This is a genomic window from Streptomyces sp. NPDC001153 (genome assembly GCF_053598315.1).
This window is the reverse complement of the sequence record NZ_JBSFJZ010000004.1, coordinates 239,309-266,002: the sequence shown is the minus strand read 5'-3', so window position 1 is coordinate 266,002 and position 26,694 is coordinate 239,309. Positions and strand designations below refer to the sequence as shown.

Below are 26,694 nucleotides of genomic sequence, written 5' to 3'. Positions count from 1 at the left end.
GCGCATCGTGACCGGCTCGTGACCGGGGGTGTATGCGTCCTTCTTCGTTACAACAGTCTCTTCGGCTACAGCAGGGACGGCACCTCGGCCGCCGAGACCTCCCGGGCCGCCCGCTCCACCGCGCTCGCCAGCAGGGCCAGGTCGGTGGGGCCGTTGCCCAGCTCCCGCACCGGCCGGCGGGCCGGGGGGTCGCCCATGCGCTGCCAGTCCAGCGGGACCACCGTGGGCCGCTGGGTCGCGGTACGCGGGATACGGCCCGTCACCCGGCCGCCCTGGAAGCCGACGACCCGCCCGTCCGCGTGCGCCAGCCGGCCGCGCCCCGGTGCCGGTTCGTCCGGCCCCTGCTGGGGAGCGTCCAGCACGACCCGCAGGGCCGCCCGCCGCGCGGGCTCCGTCTCCGCCGTACGACCGCCGGTCCCGGCCGCCGCCACCAGGTGCACCCCGAGCCGCTCGCCCTCCCGGGCCACCGCCTCCAGCGCGCGCATCACCGAACCGGCGGCGGGCCTGCCCGGCGAGCCGAGCGGGGGCGAGACCAGCGCGTCCAGGTCGTCCACGACGACCACGAGCCGTGGCAGCGGCGGCGAGGCCTCGGCCCGTTGCCGCGCGGCCGCCCCCGGCCGCAGCCGCAGGGTGGAGCTGGGCGGCGTGTCTATGTCACCGGTGGCGGGGGCCGGCGTGCGCTGGGCGACGATCCGGCCCGACACCTCACGCCCCGCGTGCCACTGCGCGAAGTCCGTCCGGCCCAGCAGCTCCGCCCGCCGCTTCAGCTCGGCGGTCAGCGACTGGGCGAACTCCCGCATCCGCACCGGGTCGTTGGCGATCAGGTGCGTGGTGACATGCGGTATGTCGGTGCACACCCGCAGGCCCTCGCCATGCGCCGCGCCCGTCCCGACGCCGTCCCGGCCGTCCATCAGCACCACGCCCAGCCGGTCCGGCCGCTCGGCGGCGGCCAGCGAGGCCACCACGGTCCGCAGCAACTCCGTGCGACCGCTGCCGGCCGGCCCCTCGATCAGCAGATGCGGTCCGTCCGTCACCAGGTCGGCGGTGAGCGGCCCGCGTGGCCCGGCACCGAGCACCGCCCGCGCCCGGCCGCCCAGCGCCTGGGTGTCGTCGGCCGCGTCGGCCCAGCGCGCCATCAGTGACGCCGGGGTGGCCCGGGCCAGCCCCAGCTCGTCCAGCAGCCGCGCCGACTGCGGCAACGGCGCGGCCACGCGCGTGTCCCGCGCGCCGGCCGGGCCGTCCGGCCGCAGCGGCGCCAGCGCCCGGGCGAACCGCTCCGCCCAGGCGACGGACACGGCGTCCACGGCGGCGAGCGTCCCCGGTCCGACGGGTCCGCCCGGCGCCACCCGCAGCAGCCGCAGCGCCGTCGCGACATCCCCGCCGAGCAGCGCCACGGCACCGCAGTGCCGGAACGTCGGCGTCACCGCGCACGCGGCCTCGTACGTCCGCGCCATGGGGGAGGCGGGCGAGGCGGGCTCGGTCTCGGCGAGACACACCACATGGATCCCGGCCCGCGGCCCGGCCACGGCCAGCCGCGCGAGCGCGTCCCGCAGCGCGCCGCCACCGGGGTCTCCGTCCAGGACGACGACGGTGTGGAGAGCCGGAGCCCCGCCGACCCCGCCGACCTCGGCGTCCTCCTTGGCCCAGGAGGGGCGGCGAGTGGGGGCCGAGAGGGCGGCCGACGGGTGGGTGCGGCTCGGCGCGGCAGGGGTGGCGTGTGCGGTGGCTCCGGTGTGGCCGAAAGCGGGCCCCCGGGTGGATGCGCCGGGGGCGGTGGGGGTGCCGGGGTGGCTGGAAAGCCCCTCCTGGGCGGGGGTGTCCCACCCGCCGGTGGCAAGGGCCTGGGCCCCGGAGGCCTCGGCGGGGATGCCCCCCACCGGCATGCCCGTGGGGGAGTCGGGCGTGGGTGTGGCGGTGGGCTCGCTGTGCGTCGGGGCGCCCGGCGCGATACCCGGTGCCGGGACCCGGGTGGGGTGGGCCGCGGTTCGGCCGGTCGTCGCGTGGTCGTCGACCCGGCGCAGGAGTTCCTCCGTGCGGGCCGCCGCCTGCTCGCGGTCGTAGGCCAGCAGCAGCCGGCAGTCCTGGCCGTGGCCCGGTCGGACATGCGGGAGCCAGCCCAGCCAGGACCACTCGGCCGTGCGCTCCTCCACGGGACGGGAGCGGTCGGCGCTGATCAGCACGATCTCCAGCAGGTCGGGGGAGTGCAGCGCGGCCAGCTGGGCCAGCACCGCGCGGGTCAGCCCGGACAGCCGGGGGCGCGGTCCGGCCAGGCCCAGCGCGCCCGCCTCGCGCAGTGCCGCCGTCACGGGCACCGCGGGCACCACGCCGGAGCCGTCCGGAGCGCTCCGGTCCGCCGTGCCGAGCCGCACGGTCAGCGTCTCGGGATGACCGGGCCCGCGCTCCCACAGCCGGGGCCCCGGGCCGAGTGCCGTCAGCAACAGTGCGGCGGGATCCGGCCAGGTCTCGGGCTGCTGCGGCGCGGTGACCGCCGGGCCGGCGCCGGCCCGGGCGCTCGTGCCGTCGTACGCCTCGGGACCGGTGGACTGTTCGCCGCGCCCGCCGGCCAGGCGGCGCGCCCAGGCGCCGAGGCCACGCCGCCGGGCGCCCTGCGGGACGTCGATGCCTTGAACAGGAGTGCCGTCGCGGCCACTGTCCAGCGGCTCCTCGCCCGTGCCGCCGACGCCGAGGCGACCCGCGTGGGTGTCCCCGCCGGCCGCGTCACCGCTTCGCTGTTCGACCCACGGTGCCCCGGCCTGCTCCGGCACCACGGCCGGGTTCCCCCGCCGGTGCTCCTGGCCGCCACTGCCGGAGGTTCCCCAGCCGGCAGAGCCATAGCCGTGCTGAACCGTTCGCACAGGTTCCCCGGCACCCCCGCCAGGGCCACCCGCACCCGAAGACGACGCCCCCGCACCCGGCAGCGCGTCCCGGACGACCCGAAGGCATCCCTCACCGTCGCAGACGGTCCGCGCCCGCGCGGCGAGCCCCCCGGACGGAGCAACCCGCAGCGCCGACTCCCCGATCCGCAGCAGGCCCCCGGCCGGGACCCGCACCGGACGCTCGCCCACCCGCGCCCCGTCCAGCGCCGTACCGTTCGTGGAGCCGAGGTCGGCCACGGACACGCGACCGTCCGCCCCGACGGTGACCGCGCAGTGCAGCCGGGACACGTCGGGGTCGTCCAGCGGCACGTCCGCCTCGGCCGAGCGGCCCACGGTGATCCGGCCGCCGTGCAGCAGATGGACCCCGCCCGCGTCCGGGCCCGCGACGACATGCAGCTGGGTCGGCGCGTCGTCGAGCTCGGGATGCGGCTCGGCGGCCGCCGGGGCGCCCAGGGACAGCACGGCGCCGTCGACCAGCGGAGGCTCGCCGAGGGTGCAGCGGCGCGGATCCAGCCGCTCGGTGCCGGCGTAGAGCACGACGGAGGAGTTGGCGGCCTCGCGGCCCTCCCCGGTGACCGCCCCGGCCAGCGCCGACGCGACCGCGGCCAGGTCCGTGCCCGTGGGCGCCGTGACCAGCACGTCGCGGCTCGCGGCGCGGCCCCGCTGCGGGGACGGGCCCAGCGGGTCTACGACGGTCAGCCGGATCTGCATCGGCGTCAGCGGTCCCTTCTGCGCGGGTCTGCGCGGGACGGACTTCCCCCCACCCCACACACGAGCACGTCGGCCAGTACTGGAAGGCATCCTCGCACCTGCCACCGACAACGCGCCCCGGACCCGGTGACAAGTGATCTTGATTGGTCGGCTCTGCCCCCAAAAGTGCCTGACCAGTGCCGTACCCGCGATCACTTGAGATCGGTCACGTCCGGTCCCGGCAACCAGGAGACCGGGACGCGCGTCTTTCCGTCGACACGTGGTGCCCGCAACGGCGGCACTACAGTGGGTCGGACAACCGGAATGACCACCGGACGACAACCGGAACGACAACCGGAATGCAGGCAAGCAAGCATCAGCAAGCAGCAGGGAGCGCGTGACGTGCGGCCAGTCGGCAGCAAGTACCTGCTTGAGGAGCCGCTCGGACGCGGCGCCACAGGCACCGTCTGGCGTGCCCGCCAGCGCGAGACCGCGGGCGCCGAGGCGGCCGTGGCCGGGCAGCCCGGCGAGACGGTCGCCATCAAGGTCCTCAAGGAGGAGCTGGCGAGCGACCCGGACATCGTGATGCGCTTCCTGCGCGAGCGGTCCGTGCTGCTCCGCCTCACCCACCCCAACGTCGTCCGGGTCCGCGACCTGGTCGTCGAGGGCGATCTGCTGGCGCTGGTCATGGACCTCGTCGACGGCCCCGACCTGCACCGCCACCTGCGCGAGAACGGCCCCTTCACGCCGGTCGCCGCCGCACTGATGACCGCGCAGATCGCCGACGCGCTCGCCGCGAGCCACGCCGACGGCGTCGTCCACCGCGACCTGAAGCCCGCCAACGTGCTGCTCCAGCAGAACGACGGCCGGCTGCACCCGATGCTGACCGACTTCGGCATCGCCCGCCTCGCCGACTCCCCGGGCCTTACCCGCACCCAGGAGTTCGTCGGCACGCCCGCGTACGTGGCACCGGAGTCCGCCGAGGGCCGCCCGCAGACCTCCGCCGTGGACATCTACGGCGCCGGCATCCTGCTGTACGAGCTGGTCACCGGCCACCCGCCGTTCGCCGGCAGCACCGCGCTGGAGGTGCTGCACCAGCACCTGAGCGCCGAGCCGCGCCGCCCCTCCACCGTCCCCGACCCGCTGTGGACGGTCATAGAGCGCTGCCTGCGCAAGAACCCCGACGAACGGCCCAGCGCCGAGAACCTGGCGCGCGGCCTCAGGGTCGTCGCCGAGGGCATCGGGGTGCACGCGAACGCCGCGCAGATCGCCGCCGCCGAGGGGGTGGGCGCGCTGCTGGCCCCCGACCCGGCCCCGACCGCCGTGCCGGGCGTGCCCGGCGCCGCCGACCCCACCCAGGTGCTGCCGAACACCGGCCCCCGGGGCGCGTACGACCCGAACGCTGCGACGAGCGTGCTGCCGCACACCGGCGGCCCCGTCGGCGCCGCCGACCCCACCGCCGTACTGCCGAACACGGGCGCAGCGGACCCGACGGCGGTGCTGCCGAACACCGGCCCGCAGGGTCCGCAGCCCGAGCAGCCGCACCCCTGGCAGACCCAGCTGCGCGCGGCCCGCGACCGCAACGAGCAGACGCAGGTCCAGCAGTTCCTGTCCCCGGAGGACGACCCGCTGTACCACCGGCCGCAGCGGCAGGTCGCCCGGCCCGGGCAGCAGCCGCGCCAGGCCCCGCAGGGCCGCCCCCAGCAGCCGCAGCCGCGCGGTCGGCAGCAGGGGTACCAGCAGGGGTACGGCTATGCGCCCCAGCAGGCCCAGCAGCCTCAGCAGTACGCCCCGCCGCAGCAGCCGCAGCGGTACGCGCCGCCCGCGCCGGAGCCGCAGCGGCCCGCCCGCGAGCCCCGGGCGCCCCGGCAGCGCAGTGCCAACCCGATGAAGATCCCGGGTCTCGGCTGCCTGAAGGGCTGCCTGTTCACGATCGTCATCCTGGTCGTGGCGAGCTGGCTGATCTATGAGCTGACCCCGCTGCACACGTGGATCGGCCAGGGTCGCAGCTACTGGCACGAGGTGAGCCACTGGGCCGGTCAGGTCAGCAAGTGGGTCAAGGACCTGGGCGGCTCTTCGGGCGGCGGCAACTGACCCCGTGTACTCACGGTAACTGACCGCGAGTTTGCGGATTTGTCGACATCTGACGGGTGATTTCCGTCTCCGCGGTGAAGGTTGGCTCGTCGGACGCGTAGTTTTAACGACACCACGCGACAACGCGCGTCTGTAGGAGCAGTCTTGGCACGGAAGATCGGCAGCCGGTACACCGCGAACCAGATCCTGGGGCGGGGCAGCGCCGGCACGGTGTGGCTGGGCGAGGGGCCGGAGGGCCCCGTCGCCGTCAAGCTGCTGCGCGAGGACCTCGCCTCCGACCAGGAGCTCGTCGGACGCTTCGTCCAGGAGCGCACCGCGCTGCTCGGCCTGGAGCACCCGCACATCGTCACCGTGCGCGACCTGGTCGTCGACGGCAACGACCTGGCCCTGGTCATGGACCTCGTACGCGGCACCGACCTGCGCACCCGGCTGGAGCGCGAGCGGCGGCTCGCCCCCGAGGCGGCCGTGGCGATCGTCTCCGACGTCGCCGACGCGCTGGCGGCGGCCCACGCGGCCGGGGTCGTCCACCGGGACGTCAAACCCGAGAACGTGCTCCTCGACATGCAGGGCCCACTCGGACCCGGCGGCGCCCACCCCGCCCTGCTCACCGACTTCGGCGTGGCCAAGCTGATCGACACGCCGAAGCGGACGCGGGCCACGAAGATCATCGGTACGCCGGACTACCTCGCCCCCGAGATCGTCGAGGGCCTGCCGCCGCGCGCGTCCGTGGACATCTACGCCCTGGCGACGGTCCTGTACGAGCTGCTGGCCGGGTTCACGCCGTTCGGCGGGGGGCATCCGGGGGCGGTGCTGCGCAGGCACGTCACGGAGACCGTCGTACCTCTCCCCGGCATCCCGGAGGAGCTGTGGCAGCTGATCGTGCAGTGCCTGGCCAAGGCGCCGGCGTCCCGGCTGCGCGCCTCCGAGCTGGCGGCGCGGCTGCGGGAGCAGCTGCCGACGCTGGCCGGGATGCCGCCGCTGGACGTGGACGAGCCGGAGCTCTCCGAGGAGGCCGTGGACGAGCCCGCGCCGTCGGCTCCGCAGGGGGACGAGCCGGTACGACGGCGGGGGGCGGTCTCCCTCGTCCCCGGGGCCAAGCCGGACTCCAACCGGGACACGCACACGTCGATGAGGGTGCCGGGGCCGGACGAGCTGGCGGGCGGCGCGCACGGGACCGCTCGCGTTCCCCGGGCCCCCGGCGCGCCCCGGCCGGGGTCGGCCCGGCACAAGGCCGCGGTGCGGCGGCGCCGGGTGACTCTGGGGGTGGCCGGGGTGGTGCTGGCGGCCGTCGTGGGCGTCGGCGCGTGGCTGGCCTCCGCCGACGGGGGCTCGGACGCGCCGCGCAACACGCACAGCACGTCGACCCCGTGACCCACCCGGCCCGGCCGGCCGGGAAGGGGCCCCTGCGGCGCCTCGCGGCTCGGTCGCCCGGGACGGTGTCCTCCCGGCCGGCCGAGACGGCTGGTGGGCGGGCGAAGGCGGAGGTCCGGGGGCGGGGACCCCGGCAGGGGCACGGCAGCGCCGGGCACCCCGGCAGCTCGCGAGCTCCCGGCCCTCGCCGCTCGGCGGAGCCGTTACGCTGGATGCGTGGCAGTCGTCGATGTATCCGAAGAGCTGAAGTCCCTCTCCTCGACCATGGAGTCGATCGAGGCCGTCCTGGACCTCGACAGGCTGAGGGCAGACATCGCCGTGCTCGAGGAGCAGGCGGCCGCGCCGTCCCTCTGGGACAACCCGGACGAGGCGCAGAAGATCACCAGCAAGCTCTCCCACCTCCAGGCCGAGGTCAGGAAGGCGGAGGCGCTGCGCGGTCGGATCGACGATCTCGCCGTCCTCTTCGAGATGGCCGAGGAGGAGGACGACCCGGACACCCGCGCCGAGGCCGAGTCCGAGCTGGTCGCGGTGCGCAAGGCGCTGGACGAGATGGAGGTCCGTACCCTCCTGTCCGGCGAGTACGACGCCCGTGAGGCGCTCGTCAACATCCGCGCCGAGGCCGGCGGCGTCGACGCCGCGGACTTCGCCGAGAAGCTCCAGCGCATGTATCTGCGCTGGGCCGAGCAGCGCGGCTACAAGACCGAGCTGATCGAGACGTCGTACGCCGAAGAGGCCGGCATCAAGTCGACCACCTTCGCCGTCCAGGCGCCGTACGCCTACGGCACCCTCTCCGTCGAGCAGGGCACGCACCGCCTGGTGCGCATCTCGCCCTTCGACAACCAGGGCCGCCGCCAGACCTCCTTCGCGGGCGTGGAAGTGCTGCCCGTCGTCGAGCAGTCCGACCACGTCGAGATCGACGAGAGCGACCTGCGCATCGACGTCTACCGGTCCTCCGGGCCCGGTGGCCAGGGTGTCAACACGACCGACTCCGCGGTCCGCATCACCCACCTCCCCACCGGCATCGTGGTCTCCTGCCAGAACGAGCGGTCGCAGATCCAGAACAAGGCCACCGCCATGAACGTCCTCCAGGCCAAGCTGCTGGAGCGGCGCCGGCAGGAGGAGCAGGCCAAGATGGACGCCCTCAAGGGCGACGGCGGCAACTCCTGGGGCAACCAGATGCGTTCGTACGTGCTGCACCCGTACCAGATGGTCAAGGACCTGCGCACCGAGCACGAGGTCGGCAACCCCGAGGCCGTGTTCAACGGTGAGATCGACGGGTTCCTGGAGGCCGGTATTCGCTGGCGCAAGCAGCAGGAGAAGTAACTTTGTCGACATGACAACTGCCGCCCGAGGGGCGGCAGTTGTCTTTTGTCTGGGTTCTACATCACACTCACAGGCTTCAACTCGCCGCAAACACCCCCCGACAGGACATTGCGCCCGCAACGGCCTTGACGTTGCTTTGAAAAATCGGAAGGGTTAAGCGTGGCATGCGTACTTCAGGGGCGCATGTGAACCGGGGGAATGAGTTGACGCGACTTCGTCACCGGCTGCCTCCCGTCGATCACGGCAACGCCCCATGCGCCGCCTCATTGACGAACAGCTACTGGGGGTAGCAACCATATGACGAAGAAGACGCGGATCCGGGTCGCGCGGATAGCCGCCGGCGCCGTGATCGCGGCCGGTGCGTCACTGACCGCAGCCGGCGCGGCCTCCGCCGCGGGTTTCGAGGTCCAGGCGGGCCCGATCAGCCTGGGCGCACACGCGAACGGCGAGGGCGACGGCGGTACCGACGGCGGTGACGGCGGCTGTGACCTCGCTGTCTGCCCCACCACCGGCGGGACCACCACCGCCGGGACCACCACCGGCGGCGACGCCACGACCACCGGTGGCGACGCCACGACCGGCGGCGACACGACCGCCGGTGGCAACACGACCACTGGCGGTGACGTCACCATCGGCGGCGTCATCGGCGGTGGCGACACCACGACCGGTGGCGACACGACCACCGGCGGTGACAACGGCACCGGTGGCACCACCGGCACTGGTGGCACGACCGGCACTGGTGGCACGACCGGCACTGGTGGCACGACCGGCACTGGTGGCACGACCGGCACTGGTGGCACGACCGGCACCGGTGGCACCACTGGCGGCGGCAGCACCACGGGTGGCGGCAGCACCACCGGCGGCGGCACCACCGGCGGCGGCACCACCGGCGGCGGCAGCACCACGGGTGGCAGCACCACCGGCGGCGGTTCCTCCACCACGGGTGGCAGCACCACCGGCGGTTCCTCCACCACGGGCGGCAGCACCACCGGTGGCAACAACGACAACCCGCAGGGCGGCAACGGCCCCGCCACCCAGGACCAGGGTTCCTCGCAGCTCACCGACACCGGCTCCGACAACCAGCCCCAGGGCGGCGGCAAGCAGCTCGCCGAGACCGGTGCCGGTCAGACCGCGTTCCTGCTGATCGGCGCCGCGACGATGATCGCCGGCGGTATCGGCTTCCGCGTTCTGCCGCGTCTGGTCAACGGCCGCGGCGGCGCTGCCGCCTGAGCGTGACCCCACGGTGACGCGGCGCGCTCGCCGCGCACGCGGAAGGGCCCGGAGCCGACGCTCCGGGCCCTGACGGGTTTCTGAGGCTTTTCTTACACGTGCCGGTTACCGGACGCCGGTCTCACGCGGTCTGGTGCGCCAGCAGCGCCACGGCGGCGATCAGCACCGCCAGCAGCGCGATCAGCGCCATCGGGTTCACCCCGCCCAGGAAACCCTCTTGCTGCAGTCGCTCGCGGTTGGCACGGCACACCGGGCACCGGCCCTCGCTCACGGGCGCCGCGCAGTTCGCGCACACCAACCGGTCGTACGTCATGCGCTCGCCCTCCTCGCACCGGCCATCACTCGTATCAACGCTCACGGGACCGAGAACGTTCCCCCCTCCACTGTGCCAGGTTCCCGCGGAGCGTGCGCGGGGCCTCGGAGAGCCGGGAGCGAACCGAGGGGGAACCAGGAGAGAACCGGGGCCGGTACAAAAACGTACAAGCCTTACCCAACCTCGACCTGCGACTGCACTTGCACACCCGGTTCGCGTATGGTCACGCTCATCTACCCCCGGCGACGCGTGGTGCATCCGTGATCCGATTCGACAATGTCTCCAAGGTCTACCCCAAGCAGACCCGCCCCGCACTCAGGGATGTCTCCCTCGAGGTGGAGAAGGGCGAGTTCGTGTTCCTCGTGGGGTCCTCCGGCTCCGGAAAGTCCACCTTCCTGCGGCTGGTCCTCCGCGAGGAGCGGTGCAGCCACGGCCAGGTGCACGTGCTGGGCAAGGACCTCGCGCGCCTCTCCAACTGGAAGGTGCCGCAGATGCGCCGCCAGCTGGGGACGGTGTTCCAGGACTTCCGGCTCCTGCCGAACAAGACCGTCGCGGAGAACGTGGCCTTCGCCCAGGAGGTCATCGGCAAGTCCCGCGGCGAGATCCGCAAGTCCGTGCCGCAGGTGCTCGATCTCGTCGGGCTCGGCGGCAAGGAGGACCGGATGCCCGGTGAGCTCTCCGGTGGTGAGCAGCAGCGCGTGGCCATCGCGCGGGCCTTCGTCAACCGGCCCAAGCTGCTGATCGCCGACGAGCCCACCGGCAACCTCGACCCGCAGACCTCCGTCGGCATCATGAAGCTGCTCGACCGCATCAACCGGACGGGCACCACGGTCATCATGGCGACGCACGATCAGAACATCGTGGACCAGATGCGCAAGCGCGTCATCGAGCTGGAGAAGGGCCGCCTCGTCCGCGACCAGGCCCGCGGCGTCTACGGCTACCAGCACTAAGCAAGTTCACGACCGAAAGGCTCGACAAGACGCCATGCGCGCCCAGTTCGTCCTGTCGGAGATCGGTGTCGGTCTCCGCCGCAATCTGACGATGACCTTCGCCGTCATCGTCTCCGTCGCCCTGTCCCTGGCGCTCTTCGGCGGCTCGCTGCTGATGAGCGACCAGGTGAGCACCATGAAGGGCTACTGGTACGACAAGGTCAACGTCTCGATCTTCCTGTGCAACAAGCACGACGCCGACTCGGACGTCAACTGCGCCAAGGGCGCGGTGACCGAGGACCAGAAGAAGCAGATCCTCTCGGACCTGCAGAAGATGCCGGTCGTCGAGAAGGTGGCGTACGAGTCGCAGGACGAGGCGTACAAGCACTACAAGGAGCAGTTCGGCAACTCACCGCTGGCCAGTTCGCTCACGCCGGACCAGATGCAGGAGTCGTACCGGATCAAGCTGAAGGACCCGCAGAAGTACCAGGTGATCGCGTCCGCCTTCAACGGCCGTCCCGGTGTGCAGTCCGTGCAGGACCAGAAGGGCATCCTGGACAACCTCTTCACGCTGCTGAACCTGATGAACCGCGGCGCGCTCGGCGTGATGGCGATGATGCTGATCGTCGCGCTGCTGCTGATCATCAACACCGTGCGCGTCTCGGCGTTCAGTCGCCGGCGCGAGACCGGGATCATGCGCCTGGTCGGTGCCTCGGGCTTCTACATCCAGGCGCCGTTCATCGCCGAGGCCGCGGTCGCCGGACTCATCGGCGGCGGACTCGCCTGTGTGGCCCTGGTGGTCGGCCGGTACTTCACCATCGACCACGGCATGGACCTCTCCCACCACCTCACGCTCATCAACTTCGTCGGCTGGGACGCGGTGTTGACCAAGCTGCCGCTGATCCTCGCAACCAGCGTTCTCATGCCGTCACTTGCGGCGTTCTTCGCGCTGCGCAAGTACCTGAAGGTGTGACGCATGCCAAGAGGGTCGTACGGGCATCCGCCCGTACGGCCCTTCGCGTTGTCCTAGACTCACCGCCATGTCAGGCCGAGGACTCCCCGCCGTGCCAGGCCGAGACCTGTTCTGCCGGCCCCGCAGCATCCGCCGCGGGGCCGCCCTGACACTGGTCTTCGCCGGCGTCCTGGTCACCGGCGCCGCCACCGGCTCCTTCCCGGAGCCCGAGGCCACCGCGCGCAGACCCGTCACCGGGCCGGCGCGTACGGCCACGAGCCACGAGGACGTCCAGCGGGCCGCCGCCGAGGCGATGGCCGACGGCAAGTCCCCGATGGAGGCCGCCGAGCGGGCCGTCAGCCGCAGCGGGGACCGCTGGGGCGCGGTGTACTCCGAGGGCGAGTACCAGGAGTTCCAGGAGTCCCTCGACGGCCGCTACACCGGCGTCGGCCTGTGGGCGCGGCGCGAGCGGGACGGCCGCATCGAGGTGACCAGGGTGCAGCCGGGCTCGCCGGCCGCCGCGGCCGGGATCCGCAAGGGCGACCGGCTGCGCAGCGTCGACGGCAGCAAGGTCGACGGGCGGCCGGTCACCGAGGTGGTCTCCTTACTGCGCGGCGACGCCGACGAAGCGGCCGCGGGCACGGCCGTCACCCTCGGCCTGCAGCGCGGCACGCGCGCGTGGACCGAGACCCTGCACCGGGCCAGCCTGTCCACCGACTCCGTGACCGTGCGCCGGCTGCCCGGCGGGGTCACCGTCATCAAGATCGCCGCGTTCACCAAGGGCTCCGGGGACACCGTGCGCGCCGCGGTGCGGCAGGCCCCGGCCGGCGACGGGATCGTCCTCGACCTGCGCGGCAACTCCGGCGGCCTGGTCACCGAGGCGGTGGACACCGCCTCCGCCTTCCTCGACGGCGGCCTGGTCGCCACGTACGACGTCGACGGCGCCCAGCGCTCCCTGCACGCCGACCCCGGCGGCGACACCACCCGGCCCCTGGTCGCCCTGGTCGACGGCGGCACGATGAGCGCGGCCGAGATGCTCACCGGGGCCCTGCAGGACCGGGGCCGCGCGGTGGTGATCGGCTCGCGCACCTTCGGCAAGGGCTCCATCCAGATGCCGAGCGAGCTGCCCGACGGCTCGGTGGCCGAGCTGACCGTCGGCCACTACCGCACCCCCTCCGGCCACGCGGTCGACGCCCGGGGCATCACCCCGGACCTGGACGCGGACCCGGAGGAGGCCCTGCCCCGGGCCGAGACGGTCCTCACCGGCCTGGGTGACCCCTCGTAGCCACGCGTAATCGGCTGTACTCCCACCCCCGGTGTGGTGCCAAAATGGTCGGCACTATGGCTAAGGAAAAAGGGCGCAAGCTGATCGCGCAGAACAAGAAGGCGCGGCACGACTACCACATCCTCGACACCTACGAGGCCGGTCTGGTCCTCATGGGCACCGAGGTGAAGTCGCTGCGTCAGGGTCGGGCCTCGCTGGTCGACGGCTTCGTGCAACTGGACGGTCACGAGGCGTGGCTGCACAACGTGCACGTCCCCGAGTACAGCCAGGGCACCTGGACCAACCACAGCGCCCGCCGCAAGCGCAAGCTGCTGCTGCACCGCACGGAGATCGACAAGCTGGAGTCCAAGTCCCAGGAGACGGGGCACACGATCGTGCCCCTCGCCCTGTACTTCAAGGACGGCCGCGCCAAGATCGAGATCGCGCTCGCCAAGGGCAAGAAGGAGTACGACAAGCGCCAGACCCTGCGCGAGAAGCAGGACCGGCGCGAGGCGGACCGCGCGATGTCGGCGGCGCGCCGCAAGCAGCGGGGCTAGCGGGAATACGCTGGCACCGACCTGCGTTGTTCCCGTACGATGGCATCAGCACCGGACGTCAGCGGCCGGTGTGAACCTTGAGAAATCAACATGGGGATGATCGGTTTCGACAGCGGCTGTCGAAGCAGGGGAAGCGTGTCGAGGAAGCGGCCATGATCTCGTAAACCACAGGCCGAAAAAAATAATCGCCAACACCAAGCGCGATTCCTTCGCCCTCGCTGCCTAAGTAGCGACTTGCGAAGTGTCAGCCCGGGGCTGTTCCCGACCCGGATCCTGGCATCAGCTAGGGAACTAAACCTTGATCCCGGTCACGGGGTGAAGAGGGAAACCAAACAGTGACTGAGCCCGTCGGCGACTTGTTCGCGTGATCGCCGGGGCCGAGAAAAGCGAAGCGGACTGCACACGGAGAAGCCCTGATTCCGCACCGTTGGACGCGGGTTCGATTCCCGCCATCTCCACCAAGCCCCTCCGGGGGTTACCCCATGTGGGCACCGGCCCCGTCGCTTCTGGCGACGGGGCCATTGTCTTTGGGTCGGGCGCCGTCATGCGTCTGCGGGTGCGCTCTGGCTGGTCGCGCAGTTCCCCGCGCCCCTTACGGGCCCTCGCAGCGGCACCCCGCCGGCGCGGCTGAGCGTGCCCACCCCCAGGGCCAGGGCAGCGGCGGCCGCCGGTACGACGTACGCGGAGGCCGGCGACGAGTGCTCCGCCGCCCAGCCCCCCACCGCCGAGCCGCAGGCGATCCCCGTCAGCAGTCCCGTCACCATCAGACTCATCCCCTCGTTCAGACGGTCGGCCGGGGTGCGCCGCTGTACCAGCGTCATCGCCGTGACCATCGTCGGCGCCGTGGCCATCCCCGCCACCAGCAGCGCACCCGCCGACGCCCACAGCGAACCGGCGAGGCCCGCGGCAGCCCACGGCAGTGTCATCAGTACGGCCATGCCCGCCAGGCAGTGCCCCAGCCGCACCCCCGTCGGCTTCAGCGCGCCGTACAGCAGACCCGCCGCGCACGACCCCGCCGCCTGCAGCGCGAGTACCGCACCGGCCGCCGCACGATGCCCCTGCGCGTCGGCGTAGGCGAGGGTGACGACCTCCATCGAGCCGAACACCGCCCCGGTCGCGGTGAAACAGGCCAGCAGCGGCGGGATGCCCGGGCTGCGCAGCGGCGAGGACGCCTGTGAACGGGCCCGCACCGGCGGCTCGGTGGCCCGCTGGGCGGTGAACAGCAGCATGCCGGCGAGCAGCAGCACCGCGCCCGTGAGCGTGCCCGCCTCCGGGAAGAATGTGCCGGTGAGGAAGGAGGCCAGCACCGGGCCGAGCATGAAGCACAGCTCGTCGGCGGCCTGTTCGAAGGAGTTCGCGGTGTGCAGCGCGCCCGGGTCGTCGCGCAGCAGATGGGCCCAGCGGGCGCGGGACAGGCCGCCGATGTTCGGGGTGGCCGCGGTGAGCGCGTAGGCGGCGAACAGGGTCCAGTCCGGGGCGTCGTAGTGCACGCACAGCAGCAGGGCGAGGCTGCCGAGCACGGCGACGAGCGTGGCCGGTACGGCGATCCGGGCCTGCCCGTGCCGGTCGACGAGCCGGGCGATCCAGGGCCCGGCCAGCGCGGTCGCCGCGAGGCCGGTCGCGGTGACGGCACCGGCGAGGGCGTACGAGCCCCGCGAGCCGGCGATCATCACGACGGCGCTCACGCTGAACATGCCCATGGGCAGCCGGGCGAGGAGGTTGCCGGTGGTGAAGGCGCGGGCGCCGGGGAGGCCGAGGAGGCGGCGGTAGCCGCTGGTTGTGGACATGACCGAGGACATGGACTCACCCTCGCCCCGAGGGGATCACGGGGTCCAACACCTTCTCCGTGCCGATTCACGCACCTGTGTTGTAAGTTCACGGTCATGTCCGTCCCCGCCGGCATAGAGCCCCGCCTCCTGCGCGCCTTCGTCGCCGTGGCCGAGGAACTGCACTTCACCCGCGCCGCGGCCCGCCTGTACGTCGCCCAGCAGGCGCTCAGCCGGGACGTACGCCGCCTGGAGCGGGAGCTGGGTGCCGAGTTGTTCCTGCGGACGACCCGGCAGGTGACGCCGACCGCTGACGGTGAGCGTCTGCTGCCGTACGCCCGGCGGGTCCTCGCCGCCCAGGACGACCTGCTCGCCGCCTTCGCCCCCGGCCGGTCCCGCCCGCTGCTCGTGGACCTCAACTCACCGGGTCTGGTCACCGGCCGCCGCGTGCTGCACCGGGCCCGTGAACTCGCCCCCGACTGCGAGCTGATGGCCCGCTACGAGAGCGGTCTGACCGGGGCCGCCGCCGACGTGCTGGCCGGCCGGCTGGACGCCTCCTTCGGCCGTTTCGCCGGCCTGGACCCGGCGCTGCGCTCCGGTCTGGAGCAGCAGCCGGTGCGCTACGAGCCGATGGCCGTCGTACTGCCCGAGGACCATCCGCTGGCCGCCCGCGCCGAGGTGCCGGTGGCCGCGCTGGCCGGCGAGACCGTGTACGCCGGCGCCGGGAACCCGCGCACCCTGGAGTGGACCGACCTGGCGAGGCGCCTCTTCGAGGAGCGTGGCATCCGGCTCGCCGCGCCCCTGCCGCTGGCCGTCGGGGACGAGGAGTTCGAGCGGATCATGGCCAAGACCCGGCATCCGGTGCTGGCCGTGGTCGACTTTCCGGCCATGCCCCGCACCGTCCGCCGCCCGCTCGTCGATCCGGTCCCGCTGTCGCCGGTCTCCCTGGTGTGGCGGAAGGGGCTGGTCCATCCCGCACTGGACGCGCTGCGGCGGGCGGCGGCCGGGCTCGCGGCGGCGGAGGGGTGGCTGCGGCGACCGGCCGAGGGATGGATTCCGGCCGCCGACGCCGCTGTCATGCAGCCCTGAGCGGCCCTCACCGGCCGCCCCCGCGCCGAGTGAGAGCAACGTTCCCTTCCGGTCACTCACAGCCACAGGCAGGAAACGCGCCCTCCCTACCTTCGGGCTGAGCCGGTCGATGGCAGGTCGACGGCAGACCGAGCAGCCGGAGCCCAGTGGAGGCGTGATGACAGCCCCAGCCCCAACAGCCCCAACCCGTCGCAGTGGCCGCTGGATCGAACGCTGGGACCCGGAGGACGAGGGATTCTGGACGGCGACCGGGCAGCGGATCGCCAACCGGAACCTCTGGTTCTCCGTCCTCTCCGAGCACATCGGCTTCTCGATCTGGACCCTGTGGTCCGTCCTCGTCCTGTTCATGGGCCCGCAGTACGGCCTCACGCCCGCCGACAAGTTCCTGCTGACCTCGATGGTCACCCTCGTCGGCGCGGTCGTACGCGTCCCCTACACCTTCGCCGTGGCCGTGTTCGGCGGCCGCAACTGGACGATCATCTCGGCGAGCCTGCTGCTGATCCCGACGATCGCGGCCTTCGCGGTGATGAAGCCGGGCACGTCCTTCACCACGTTCCTCGTGGTCGGTCTCCTGGCAGGCATCGGCGGCGGCAACTTCGCCTCCTCCATGACCAACATCAACGCCTTCTTCCCGCTGAAGAAGAAGGGCTGGGCGCTCGGCCTGAACGCGGGCGGCGGCAACATCGGCGTGCCCGTCATCCAGCTGGTCGCCCTCGCGGTCATCGGCGCGAGCGGCGGCCCGCGGGTCCTGCTGGGCATCTACATCCCGCTGATCGTCGTGGCCGCCGTTCTGGCCGCTCTCTTCATGGACAACCTCGCTTCCGTGAAGAACGACACCGGCGCGGCCAAGGACGCCGCGAAGGACGGCCACACCTGGATCATGTCCTTCCTCTATGTCGGCACCTTCGGGTCCTTCATCGGCTACAGCTTCGCCTTCGGCCAGGTCCTGACGATCCAGTTCGGCCGCACCCCGCTGCAGGCGGCGTACCTCACCTTCATCGGCCCGCTGCTCGGCTCCCTGATCCGCCCCCTCGGCGGGCGGCTCGCCGACCGTTTCGGCGGCGCCCGCATCACCCTGTGGAACTACGTCGCCATGGCCGCCGCCACCGGCGTCCTGATCGCCGCGAGCCGGCAGAAGTCGCTGCCGCTGTTCGTGTCCGTCTTCGTCGTCCTGTTCGTGCTCAGCGGGCTCGGCAACGGCTCGACGTACAAGATGATCCCGGGCATCTTCCAGGCGAAGGCCCTGGCGAAGGGCCTGGAGGGGGAGGAGGCCGTGGCCTGTGGCCGCCGGCTGTCCGGTGCTTCCATGGGCTTGATCGGCGCGGTCGGCGCGCTCGGCGGAGTCGGCATCAACCTCGCCTTCCGCCAGTCCTTCCTGTCCTACGGCACCGGCACCGGAGCGTTCGTCGCCTTCCTCGCCTTCTACGGACTCTGCTTCGTGGTGACGTGGGCCGTATACCTTCGCCGCCCGGCGCGACAGGCCGTGCCGGTGGCGGCTTCGGAGACAAAGGCGCAGCTCAGCTACGCCGAAGTGTGACGTAACACCGGTGCAATGAAGCCGAACCGAGCCTGTGACGCGCCGTTGACAGGCTCGATCCGCGCGCCGGTCAGCTAGGAGAGCCCATGGACGACGAAGAGCAGCACCCCGGAGCCGTCGAGCCTGGTCCGCTCGCGGGATTCACCGTGGGCGTCACCGCCGCGCGCCGGGCCGACGAGCTGGGCGCCCTGCTCCAGCGGCGCGGTGCGGCCGTCCTGCACGCACCGGCCCTGCGCATCGTGCCGCTGGCCGACGACGGCGAACTCCTCGCCGCGACGAAGGAGATCATCGACCAGGTGCCCGACGTGGTCGTGGCCACCACGGCGATCGGCTTCCGGGGCTGGGTAGAGGCCGCCGACGGCTGGGGCCTCGGCGAGCAGCTGCTCGGCGGGCTGCGCGGCGCCGAGCTGCTGGCCAGGGGGCCGAAGGTCAAGGGAGCGATCCGTGCGGCGGGTCTGACGGAGGAGTGGTCCCCGTCCTCGGAGTCCCTGGCCGAGGTCCTGGACCGGCTGCTGGAGGAGGGCGTCGCCGGCCGCCGTGTCGCCGTACAGCTGCACGGCGAGCCGCTGCCCGGCTTCGTCGAATCCCTGCGGGCCGGGGGAGCGGAGGTGGTCCCGGTCCCGGTGTACCGCTGGATGCCCCCGGAGGACATCACCCCGCTGGACCGCCTCCTGGACGCGACGGTCTCCCGCTCCCTGGACGCGCTGACCTTCACCAGCGCGCCCGCGGCCGCGTCCCTGCTCTCCCGGGCCACGACGCGGGGCCTGCTGGAGGAGCTGCTGTCGGCCCTCGCCCACGACGTCCTCCCGGCCTGCGTGGGCCCGGTCACGGCGATCCCGCTCCAGGCCCAGGGCGTGGACACGATCCAGCCGGAACGCTTCCGCCTCGGCCCCCTGGTCCAACTCCTGTGCCAGGAACTGCCCAACCGGTCAAGGGCGTTGCCGATCGCCGGCCACCGGGTGGAGATCCGCGGTCACGCGGTCCTGGTCGACGGCGCCCTGAAGCCGGTCCCCCCGGCCGGCATGTCCCTGCTCCGGGCCCTGTCCCGCCGCCCCGGCTGGGTGGTAGCGCGGGCGGACCTGTTGCGCGCGCTGCCCGGCGCCGGGCGGGACGAACACGCGGTGGAGACGGCGATGGCCCGCCTCCGCACGGCCCTCGGCGCCCCCAAGCTGATCCAGACGGTGGTCAAACGCGGCTACCGCCTGGCCCTGGACCCGGCGACGGACGCGAAGTACGCGGACGCGTAGGCGCCGCAAATGGGGTGCGGCGCGACCTCCGGTGCTGGCACGCTGCACCGATGGATCGTGAACAGATGTCCCGGATCGCGCATCGCGGACACCCCGTCAAGTCCCCGCTCGACGACGACTCGGTCCGCCGGCTGCTGGAGCGCGGCCTCGTCAGGGGCGACGAGCGGGTGCTCGACCTCGGCTGCGGTGGCGGGGAATGGCTCCTGCGGGCCCTGGCCATGCGACCGGGGGTGCACGCCGAGGGCGTGGACATCTCCGAGGAGGACCTGGCCCGGGCGGCCACCGCGGCGCGCGAACGCGGCGTGCGGGAGCGACTGGTCCTCCATCGGCAGAACGCCGGGGACTTCGCGTCCACCGAGCCGTTCGACGTGATCCTCAGCTTCGGGGCCGCGCATGCCTTCGGCGGCCTGCTCCCCACCCTGGCCGCGGCTCACAGGCACCTGGCTCCCGGCGGCCGTGTTCTCATCGGTGACGGTTTCTGGGAGCGCCCTCCGTCTCCGGAGGCCGTCGAGATGCTCGGGGACTTCACCGACCTCGCGACCACCGTGGACCGTGTCGTCGCCGACGGCTGGACCCCGGTCGACGGGCACGTCAGCACGCGTCGGGAGCTGGACGACTACGAGTGGGCCTGCTGGGGTTCGCTGGCCGCATGGGCCCTGGACCATCCCGAGGATCCCGACAGCTCGCAGGTGCTGGAGACCGCCACCGCCCGTCGCACCGAATGGCTGCGCGTCTACCGGGACGCCTTCGGCTTCGTCTCCCTGGTCCTGCGCCGGACCCCCGGCGTCGGCTGAAGGACAGGTACGAGGGGTTCCGGCCCGGCCCCCGGGCGGGCACTGTGAAGTGGAGAACCTCACGGAGAAGAGCCCCACGCTTCCTGCCTAGGCGGTGACAGGCGCATGGCACTGGGTACGGCGACACCCCCTTACGAGCCACGGTTCGACGCCGGACGGATCTGTCTCGATCTCCTCGCGACCACGCATCCGGGCGAACGGCTGGACGGCGTCGAGGCGTTGTGCGCGTGGATCGGTGGGGTGGGGCTCGTGCCAGAGGGGACGGCGCTCGGGCATGCCGACGCCTCCTGGCTCGTCGCGTTCCGGGAACTGCGCGCCCACATCGGGATCTTGGTGCGCACCCCACATGCGCCGGACACGCCGTCGTACGAGAGCGCGCTCCGGCGGGTCAACGAGGTTGCCCGGGCCGCCACCCCCGTCCCGCGTGCGGTACGCGGTGCGGACGGCGGGCTCACAAGGGAGTTGGCCGACCCGCCGGCCTGCGCCGCCCTGCTCGCGCTCGTCGCGCGGGACGCCGTGGAGCTGCTCACCGATCCCGTCGCCCGGGCCGCCGTCCGGGAGTGTGAGGGGGACAACTGCCCGCTCGTGTACCTCGACACCTCCCGGGGGCGGCGCCGGAGATGGTGTTCCAGCGAGGTGTGCGGGAACCGGGAGCGGGTGGCCCGGCACCGGCGGCGGGCCGCGCTCTCTCGGGCGTGATCTTCGTAACACCGGGTTTTGGTGCCCCGTACACGGGAATCGCGAGCCGCCCCCGGTGGTGTGCCGGAAGTCCCGGCGATGTGCCGGAATTGTAAAGATCGAGCGGGGGGAATGTGCTCGCATGTCCCTGTCGTCACGTCAGCCCCCGAGAAATTGTCCCCTCCGTTTGAACACTGCGCCGCTTCCTTCCGTACGGGTGGGCGAGCGACCGACTGGGGGAACCCCCGGACACCGGAGGTGGGCGTGCGCAAGGATGCGGCCGTGGCCAATGAACGTGGATCGAGGGCCCGACATCGCATGTCCTCACAGCCCTCGGAGCCGGATGAGGAGTTGATGCGTGCGCTGTATCGAGAGCACGCCGGACCCCTGCTCGCGTATGTCCTGCGGCTGGTCGCCGGTGATCGGCAGCGCGCCGAGGACGTCGTGCAGGAAACGCTCATCCGTGCCTGGAAGAACGCCGGTCAGCTCAATCGGGCGACCGGTTCGGTACGCCCCTGGCTGGTGACGGTCGCGCGCCGCATCGTCATCGACGGCCACCGCAGCCGGCAGGCCCGGCCGCAGGAGGTCGATCCGTCGCCGCTGGAGGTCATCCCCGCGGAGGACGAGATCGACAAGGCGCTGTGGCTGATGACGCTGTCGGACGCGCTCGACGACCTGACCCCGGCCCACCGGGAGGTACTGGTCGAGACGTACTTCAAGGGGCGTACGGTCAATGAGGCGGCCGAGACGCTGGGCATCCCCAGCGGCACGGTGCGCTCTCGGGTGTTCTACGCCCTGCGATCGATGAAGCTGGCACTGGAGGAGCGGGGGGTGACGGCGTGATGAGCAGTGGTTACGGGGGTATGCAGGGATTCGGTGCAGGCGGTCCGGGTATGTCTGGGCCCATGAGCCCCCAATCGGGATCTTCCGTGCCGAGCGAGCACGAGACCGTCGGCGCCTATGCCCTCGGGATTCTCGACGACGCCGAGGCAACCGCTTTCGAGGCGCACCTCGCCGGCTGCGAGTGGTGCGCCCAGCAGCTCGACGAGCTGGCCGGGATGGAGCCGATGCTGGCCGCGCTCGCGGACCTGCCGGGCTCCGGCAGCACCCCCGCGATCGGCGAGTCGCTGTCCGCCAAGCCCAGCCCGCGGATCGTGGAGAAGCTGGTCGACGAGGTGGCGGAGAAGCGCGCCCAGAAGCGCCGGCGCTCCTTCTACATGATCGCCGCGGCCGCCGCGCTGATCATCGCCGGGCCGCTGGCCGCGGTGGCGGTCAACAGCGGCTCGGGCGGGAGCGGGGGCCAGGTCACCGCGTCCTCGGCGCAGACGACCTTCGAGGCCATGCCCGACAAGAAATCGGCCACGGACCCGTCGTCCCAGATCAGCGCCACCGTCGCCATGGCCCAGAAGGACTGGGGCACCCAGACGGTCCTGGAGCTGAAGAACGCCACGGGTCCGATCAAGTGCTCCCTGGTGCTCGTCGCGAAGAACGGCCAGCGGGTGACGATGTCCTCCTGGTCCGTACCGGACGCCGGCTACGGCATCCCGAACGGCAAGACACCGGAGTCCAAGAAGCCGCTCTACATCGGCGGCGCGGCGGCCTTCAAGCCCAACGAGATCGACCACTTCGAGGTCGTGACCTTCCAGGGCAAGAAGCTGGTGCAGGTGAACGCGTAGCTGCCGTAGCTTCGACGGGCCCCCTTCGCGTACGGTTGACGGCTGCCCAGCACGTCAGAAGGGGGCCCGGTGGCCGCTCAGGTTCAGCAGTCCGCGGTCGGCCCGGCACACGACGGACAGGATTCCGTCCGTGACCGGGAGATCGGCGTCGAACAGGAACACCTGGACCGGGTGTACCGGCGTCTCGAGGAGAAGATCCACGAGGCCGAGTTCCTGATGCACGACGCGGCCAAGCGCGGCCAGGTCGGCACCCCTGGCGCGCTGGCCGAGCGGGACGCGCAGGTCTTCCGGGCCGGCATCCATCTGAACCGGCTCAACAACGAGTTCGAGGACTTTCTCTTCGGGCGCATCGACCTGCTGCTCGGCAAGGACGGCAAGAAGGGGCCCGACGGCGCCTACACCGCCGTGGAGCCCGCCGAAGGCGCCGTGCGGGACGACAACACCGCCGACATCGCCGAGACCCTGCACATCGGGCGTATCGGCGTGCTCGACGAGGACTACGCGCCGCTGGTCATCGACTGGCGGGCGCCCGCCGCCGCCCCCTTCTACCGGGCCACTCCGGTGGACCCCGGGCGGGTCGTGCGGCGCCGGGTCATCCGGTCCAAGGGACGCCGGGTCCTCGGTGTCGAGGACGACCTGATGCGGCCCGAGCTGACCGCCCGCCTCGACGGCCGAGAGCTCCCCGTCATCGGCGACGGCGCCCTCATGGCCGCCCTCGGCCAGGCCCGCAGCCACACCATGCGGGACATCGTCTCCTCCATCCAGGCCGAGCAGGACCTGGTCATCCGCGCCCCCGCCGCCTCCATCACCTATGTGGAGGGCGGCCCGGGGACCGGAAAGACGGCCGTCGCCCTGCACCGCGCCGCCTACCTGCTCTACCAGGACAGACGCCGGTACGCGGGCGGCATCCTGATCGTCTCGCCGACCCCGCTGCTCGTGGCCTACACCGAGGGCGTGCTGCCCTCGCTCGGCGAGGAGGGCCAGGTCGCCATCCGTGCCATCGGCTCGCTGGTCGACGGCGCCGAGGCCACGCTGTACGACTCCCCGGCCGTGGCCCGTGCCAAGGGCTCGTACCGGATGCTGAAGGTGCTGCGGAAGGCCGCCCGGGGCGCCCTGGAACTGGGGCCCGCCCCCCGGCCCGCCGCTGCCGAGGACACCGGGCCGCGGGCCTTCGGCGGCCCGCCCTCCCGCCTCCGCGTCGTCGCCTTCGGACGCCGGCTGGAGCTGGAGGCGGAGGAGCTGGAACGCATCCGCCGCACCGCCCTCGGCGGCACCGCGCCCGTCAACCTGCTGCGTCCGCGCGCCCGCAAGCTGCTGCTGGACGCGCTGTGGGCCAAGTCGGGGTCGGCCGCCCGGCACACCGACCCCGAGCTGGCCGCCGAGCTGCGCTCCTCCTTCGACGAGGACGTCACGTCCGAGGACTCCTTCATCGCCTTCCTCGACGCCTGGTGGCCCGAGCTCACCCCGAAGGCCGTGCTCGCCGCCATGGCCGACGACAGGCGGCTCGGCCGCTGGGCCCGCCGGATCCTCAACCCCGGCGAGGTCCGCAAGGTCGCCCGCTCGCTCCAGCGGGACGGGTGCTCCGTGCACGACATCGCCATGCTCGACGAGCTCCAGGCGATCCTCGGCGCCCCGGCCCGGCCGCGGAAGAAGCGCGAGCTCGACCCGCTGGACCAGCTCACCGGCCTGGAGGAGCTGATGCCGGTGCGCGAGGAGTCGCAGCGGGAGCGGGCCGAGCGCCTCGCGCAGGAGCGCACCGAGTACGCGCACGTCATCGTGGACGAGGCGCAGGACCTGACGCCGATGCAGTGGCGCATGGTCGGCCGCCGCGGCCGGCACGCCACCTGGACCGTGGTCGGCGACCCGGCCCAGTCCTCCTGGTCCGACCCGGACGAGGCGGCCGAGGCCCGCGACGAGGCCCTGGGCACCCGGCCCCGGCGCCGCTTCGAGCTGACGGTGAACTACCGCAACCCCGCCGAGATCGCCGAGCTGGCCGCCAAGGTGCTCGCGCTCGCCATGCCCGGCTCCGAGGCGCCCAGCGCCGTGCGGTCCACCGGGGTCGAGCCGCGCTTCACCGTGGTACGGGAGTCGTTGGCGCGGACCGTGCGGGCCGAGGCCGAGCGGCTGCTGGAGCGGGTGGACGGCACGGTCGGCGTGGTCGTCGCCATGAACCGGCGCGAGGAGGCCCGGCGCTGGCTCGCCGGGCTCGGCGACCGGGTCGTGGCGCTCGGCAGCCTGGAGGCCAAGGGGCTGGAGTACGACGCGACGGTCGTCGTGTCGCCCGCGGAGATCGCCGACGAGTCGCCGGCCGGGCTGCGCGTGCTCTACGTGGCGCTGACCCGGGCCACCCAGCAGCTGACGGTGGTGTCGGGGGAGCGGGACGAGCCGGACGCGGCCGGGGTGCCGGACCTGCTGCGGGACTGAGTTTCCTGTGAACCTCCCGTACGGGAATGGCCTTGGGGCGCCGGTTTGTTAGCCTTGGTGTGGCACCGGCCCGATCCAAGCCCCCGGGCCCAACCTTTGTCCCTGCGAGGGACCACTTGCCGCGAGGCGAGCATGGCGGGTCGGTGTCATGAGCGTGGGGGAGACCCACATCACGGACGTGATGTGGGTCTCTTTCTTTGCCCTGTGCGCCCCTTTTCCCGCCTGATCGTTTCTCGTATGGTGGAAGTGGTTTTCCGAAAACCAGGCATCAAGCAGGCACCGCTCATGAACACAACGTCCGCAATCCAGGGCGACTACCGCGTACTCCGCGGTAGGTGCGACGATCGGACGGCACAACTCGCGACACGGTGAAAGCAGAGGAAGTCGGCCATGGCAACGGCGCCCAGCGTCTCCTACTCGATGACCATCCGGCTGGAGGTGCCCGCGAGCGGAACCGCCGTCTCGCAGCTCACCACCGCGGTGGAGTCCTCCGGAGGCTCGGTGACCGGCCTCGACGTCACCGCGTCCGGCCACGAGAAGCTCCGTATCGACGTCACCATCGCGGCCACCTCCACGGCCCACGCCGAGGAGATCGTCGAGAAGCTGCGCGGGATCGAGGGCGTCACCCTCGGCAAGGTCTCCGACCGTACGTTCCTGATGCACCTCGGCGGCAAGATCGAGATGGCGTCGAAACACCCCATCCGCAACCGTGACGACCTGTCCATGGTCTACACGCCGGGTGTGGCCCGCGTCTGCATGGCGATCGCCGAGAACCCCGAGGACGCCCGCCGCCTCACCATCAAGCGCAACTCCGTTGCGGTCGTGACGGACGGCTCCGCCGTGCTGGGCCTCGGCAACATCGGCCCCAAGGCGGCCCTGCCCGTCATGGAGGGCAAGGCGGCCCTCTTCAAGCGCTTCGCCGGTATCGACGCCTGGCCGATCTGCCTGGACACCCAGGACAGCGACGCGATCGTGGAGATCGTCAAGGCGATCGCCCCCGGGTTCGCCGGCATCAACCTGGAGGACATCTCCGCGCCGCGCTGCTTCGAGATCGAGGCCCGGCTGCGCGAGGCCCTCGACATCCCCGTCTTCCACGACGACCAGCACGGCACCGCCATCGTCGTCCTCGCCGCCCTGACCAACGCCCTGCGCGTCACCGACAAGGCCATCGAGAACATCCGGGTCGTGATGTCCGGCGCCGGCGCGGCCGGTACGGCCATCCTCAAGCTGCTGCTCGCCGCGGGCGTGAAGAACGCCGTCGTCGCCGACATCCACGGTGTCGTCCACTCCGGCCGCGAGGACCTGGTGAACGCCCCGGCCGACTCGCCGCTGCGCTGGATCGCCGACAACACCAACCCCGAGGGCCTCACCGGCACCCTCAAGGAGGCCGTGCGCGACGCCGACGTGTTCATCGGCGTCTCCGCCCCGAACGTCCTCGACGGCGACGACGTGGCCGCCATGGCCGACGGCGCCATCGTGTTCGCGCTCGCGAACCCCGACCCCGAGGTGGACCCCGCAATCGCCCGTCAGACGGCGGCCGTTGTGGCCACCGGCCGCTCCGACTTCCCGAACCAGATCAACAACGTGCTGGTCTTCCCGGGCGTCTTCCGCGGCCTGCTGGACGCCCAGTCCCGCACCGTCAACACCGAGATGATGCTGGCCGCCGCGAAGGCCCTCGCCGACGTGGTCGGACAGGACGAGCTGAACCCGAACTACATCATCCCGAGCGTCTTCAACGACAAGGTCGCGGGCGCCGTCGCCGGCGCGGTCCGCGAGGCCGCGAAGGCGGCCGGGGCCACGGCCTAGGCACAGCGGCTCGCCCCGGCCGGGACGGCGGGCCGGGGCCGCGGTCCGGGCGCCGCCGGCTCCGCCCGGGTGAAGGAA

The 26,694-nt window shown here is 72.3% G+C and carries 20 protein-coding genes and 1 other RNA gene; 18 read left to right on the top strand and 3 right to left on the bottom strand.

Translation table 11 applies throughout. The features are described 5' to 3' along the window. Positions 1-65: 65 nt before the first annotated feature. A complete protein-coding gene (locus ACWDEN_RS06500; RefSeq protein WP_450857605.1) occupies positions 66-3,587 on the bottom strand; it encodes an FtsK/SpoIIIE domain-containing protein in 3,522 nt (1,173 codons plus the stop codon). A gap of 381 nt (positions 3,588-3,968) precedes the next feature. On the opposite strand from ACWDEN_RS06500, the gene ACWDEN_RS06495 reads away from it, so the two are divergent. From ACWDEN_RS06495 to ACWDEN_RS06480, 4 genes are all read left to right on the top strand, one after another. Further along, positions 3,969-5,660, top strand: a complete 1,692-nt coding sequence (locus tag ACWDEN_RS06495; RefSeq protein ID WP_450857603.1) for a protein kinase domain-containing protein — start codon at positions 3,969-3,971, stop codon at positions 5,658-5,660. A 144-nt stretch (positions 5,661-5,804) separates the two neighbouring features. After that, positions 5,805-7,031, top strand: a complete 1,227-nt coding sequence (locus tag ACWDEN_RS06490; RefSeq protein WP_450857601.1) for a serine/threonine-protein kinase — start codon at positions 5,805-5,807, stop codon at positions 7,029-7,031. A gap of 216 nt (positions 7,032-7,247) precedes the next feature. Further along, positions 7,248-8,354, top strand: coding sequence for a peptide chain release factor 2 (gene prfB, locus ACWDEN_RS06485; RefSeq protein WP_351618465.1), 1,107 nt, complete (start codon positions 7,248-7,250; stop codon positions 8,352-8,354). A 297-nt stretch (positions 8,355-8,651) separates the two neighbouring features. Then, positions 8,652-9,584: an LPXTG cell wall anchor domain-containing protein gene (locus ACWDEN_RS06480; protein ID WP_450857599.1), complete on the top strand. Its 933-nt coding sequence runs from the start codon at positions 8,652-8,654 to the stop codon at positions 9,582-9,584. 121 nt (positions 9,585-9,705) lie between these two features. Here the strand turns inward: ACWDEN_RS06480 and ACWDEN_RS06475 are convergent, their stop codons facing one another. After that, a complete protein-coding gene (locus ACWDEN_RS06475; RefSeq protein ID WP_023550109.1) occupies positions 9,706-9,897 on the bottom strand; it encodes a hypothetical protein in 192 nt (63 codons plus the stop codon). A gap of 260 nt (positions 9,898-10,157) precedes the next feature. Between ACWDEN_RS06475 and ftsE the strand changes: the two genes are divergently transcribed. The 5 genes from ftsE to ssrA all read left to right on the top strand — a co-directional run bounded on the left by ftsE (position 10,158) and on the right by ssrA (position 14,060). Next, entirely contained in the window at positions 10,158-10,847 is a 690-nt protein-coding gene (gene ftsE / locus ACWDEN_RS06470; protein WP_031159396.1) for a cell division ATP-binding protein FtsE, read from the top strand. Positions 10,848-10,881: 34 nt separating this feature from the next. After that, positions 10,882-11,799: a permease-like cell division protein FtsX gene (gene ftsX, locus ACWDEN_RS06465; protein ID WP_351618460.1), complete on the top strand. Its 918-nt coding sequence runs from the start codon at positions 10,882-10,884 to the stop codon at positions 11,797-11,799. A 91-nt stretch (positions 11,800-11,890) separates the two neighbouring features. Next, positions 11,891-13,063: a S41 family peptidase gene (locus tag ACWDEN_RS06460; protein ID WP_351618457.1), complete on the top strand. Its 1,173-nt coding sequence runs from the start codon at positions 11,891-11,893 to the stop codon at positions 13,061-13,063. Between the two features lie 56 nt (positions 13,064-13,119). Beyond that, entirely contained in the window at positions 13,120-13,599 is a 480-nt protein-coding gene (gene smpB, locus ACWDEN_RS06455; protein WP_351618455.1) for an SsrA-binding protein SmpB, read from the top strand. A gap of 92 nt (positions 13,600-13,691) precedes the next feature. Continuing rightward, positions 13,692-14,060: a transfer-messenger RNA gene (gene ssrA / locus ACWDEN_RS06450) on the top strand. Positions 14,061-14,141: 81 nt separating this feature from the next. On the opposite strand, the gene ACWDEN_RS06445 is transcribed toward ssrA, so the two are convergent. After that, entirely contained in the window at positions 14,142-15,386 is a 1,245-nt protein-coding gene (locus ACWDEN_RS06445; protein WP_450857596.1) for an MFS transporter, read from the bottom strand. Between the two features lie 96 nt (positions 15,387-15,482). Here ACWDEN_RS06445 and ACWDEN_RS06440 point away from each other — a divergent pair, with 96 nt between their 5' ends. The 9 genes from ACWDEN_RS06440 (at position 15,483) to ACWDEN_RS06400 (ending at position 26,616) form a co-directional block, all read left to right on the top strand. After that, the gene (locus tag ACWDEN_RS06440) at positions 15,483-16,454 is read left to right on the top strand and encodes a LysR family transcriptional regulator (RefSeq protein ID WP_450857594.1); all 972 of its coding nucleotides are present in this window, start codon (positions 15,483-15,485) and stop codon (positions 16,452-16,454) included. Positions 16,455-16,611: 157 nt separating this feature from the next. Continuing rightward, positions 16,612-17,991 carry a nitrate/nitrite transporter gene (locus ACWDEN_RS06435; protein ID WP_351618448.1) on the top strand — a complete coding sequence of 460 codons (1,380 nt, stop codon included), beginning with the start codon at positions 16,612-16,614 and terminating at the stop codon, positions 17,989-17,991. Positions 17,992-18,077: 86 nt separating this feature from the next. Further along, positions 18,078-19,238: a uroporphyrinogen-III synthase gene (locus tag ACWDEN_RS06430; RefSeq protein WP_450857591.1), complete on the top strand. Its 1,161-nt coding sequence runs from the start codon at positions 18,078-18,080 to the stop codon at positions 19,236-19,238. 50 nt (positions 19,239-19,288) lie between these two features. Next, positions 19,289-20,032, top strand: coding sequence for an SAM-dependent methyltransferase (locus ACWDEN_RS06425; protein ID WP_450857590.1), 744 nt, complete (start codon positions 19,289-19,291; stop codon positions 20,030-20,032). A gap of 105 nt (positions 20,033-20,137) precedes the next feature. Beyond that, positions 20,138-20,731 (top strand): CGNR zinc finger domain-containing protein, encoded by a 594-nt coding sequence (locus ACWDEN_RS06420; RefSeq protein WP_351618442.1) that lies wholly within the window; start codon positions 20,138-20,140, stop codon positions 20,729-20,731. Between the two features lie 237 nt (positions 20,732-20,968). Then, positions 20,969-21,553, top strand: coding sequence for a sigma-70 family RNA polymerase sigma factor (locus ACWDEN_RS06415; RefSeq protein WP_030167252.1), 585 nt, complete (start codon positions 20,969-20,971; stop codon positions 21,551-21,553). Between the two features lie 50 nt (positions 21,554-21,603). Further along, positions 21,604-22,386 carry an anti-sigma factor family protein gene (locus tag ACWDEN_RS06410; RefSeq protein WP_351618439.1) on the top strand — a complete coding sequence of 261 codons (783 nt, stop codon included), beginning with the start codon at positions 21,604-21,606 and terminating at the stop codon, positions 22,384-22,386. A 69-nt stretch (positions 22,387-22,455) separates the two neighbouring features. Beyond that, on the top strand, positions 22,456-24,810 hold the full coding sequence (locus ACWDEN_RS06405; protein WP_450857587.1) for a HelD family protein: 2,355 nt from the start codon (positions 22,456-22,458) through the stop codon (positions 24,808-24,810). A 390-nt stretch (positions 24,811-25,200) separates the two neighbouring features. Further along, complete coding sequence (locus ACWDEN_RS06400) at positions 25,201-26,616, top strand: NAD-dependent malic enzyme (RefSeq protein ID WP_351618434.1); 1,416 nt, start codon at positions 25,201-25,203, stop codon at positions 26,614-26,616. Positions 26,617-26,694: the final 78 nt, after the last annotated feature.

What these genes read in the sequence shown, in the direction of transcription:
- ACWDEN_RS06500 (WP_450857605.1), bottom strand. Translation starts at nt 3,587, where the DNA reads ATGCAGATCCGGCTGACCGTCGTAGACCCGCTGGGCCCGTCCCCGCAG.
- ACWDEN_RS06480 (WP_450857599.1), top strand. Translation starts at nt 8,652, where the DNA reads ATGACGAAGAAGACGCGGATCCGGGTCGCGCGGATAGCCGCCGGCGCC.
- ACWDEN_RS06475 (WP_023550109.1), bottom strand. Translation starts at nt 9,897, where the DNA reads ATGACGTACGACCGGTTGGTGTGCGCGAACTGCGCGGCGCCCGTGAGC.
- ftsX (WP_351618460.1), top strand. Translation starts at nt 10,882, where the DNA reads ATGCGCGCCCAGTTCGTCCTGTCGGAGATCGGTGTCGGTCTCCGCCGC.
- smpB (WP_351618455.1), top strand. Translation starts at nt 13,120, where the DNA reads ATGGCTAAGGAAAAAGGGCGCAAGCTGATCGCGCAGAACAAGAAGGCG.
- ACWDEN_RS06445 (WP_450857596.1), bottom strand. Translation starts at nt 15,386, where the DNA reads ATGTCCACAACCAGCGGCTACCGCCGCCTCCTCGGCCTCCCCGGCGCC.
- ACWDEN_RS06440 (WP_450857594.1), top strand. Translation starts at nt 15,483, where the DNA reads ATGTCCGTCCCCGCCGGCATAGAGCCCCGCCTCCTGCGCGCCTTCGTC.
- ACWDEN_RS06435 (WP_351618448.1), top strand. Translation starts at nt 16,612, where the DNA reads ATGACAGCCCCAGCCCCAACAGCCCCAACCCGTCGCAGTGGCCGCTGG.
- ACWDEN_RS06430 (WP_450857591.1), top strand. Translation starts at nt 18,078, where the DNA reads ATGGACGACGAAGAGCAGCACCCCGGAGCCGTCGAGCCTGGTCCGCTC.
- ACWDEN_RS06425 (WP_450857590.1), top strand. Translation starts at nt 19,289, where the DNA reads ATGGATCGTGAACAGATGTCCCGGATCGCGCATCGCGGACACCCCGTC.
- ACWDEN_RS06420 (WP_351618442.1), top strand. Translation starts at nt 20,138, where the DNA reads ATGGCACTGGGTACGGCGACACCCCCTTACGAGCCACGGTTCGACGCC.
- ACWDEN_RS06410 (WP_351618439.1), top strand. Translation starts at nt 21,604, where the DNA reads ATGTCTGGGCCCATGAGCCCCCAATCGGGATCTTCCGTGCCGAGCGAG.
- ACWDEN_RS06400 (WP_351618434.1), top strand. Translation starts at nt 25,201, where the DNA reads ATGGCAACGGCGCCCAGCGTCTCCTACTCGATGACCATCCGGCTGGAG.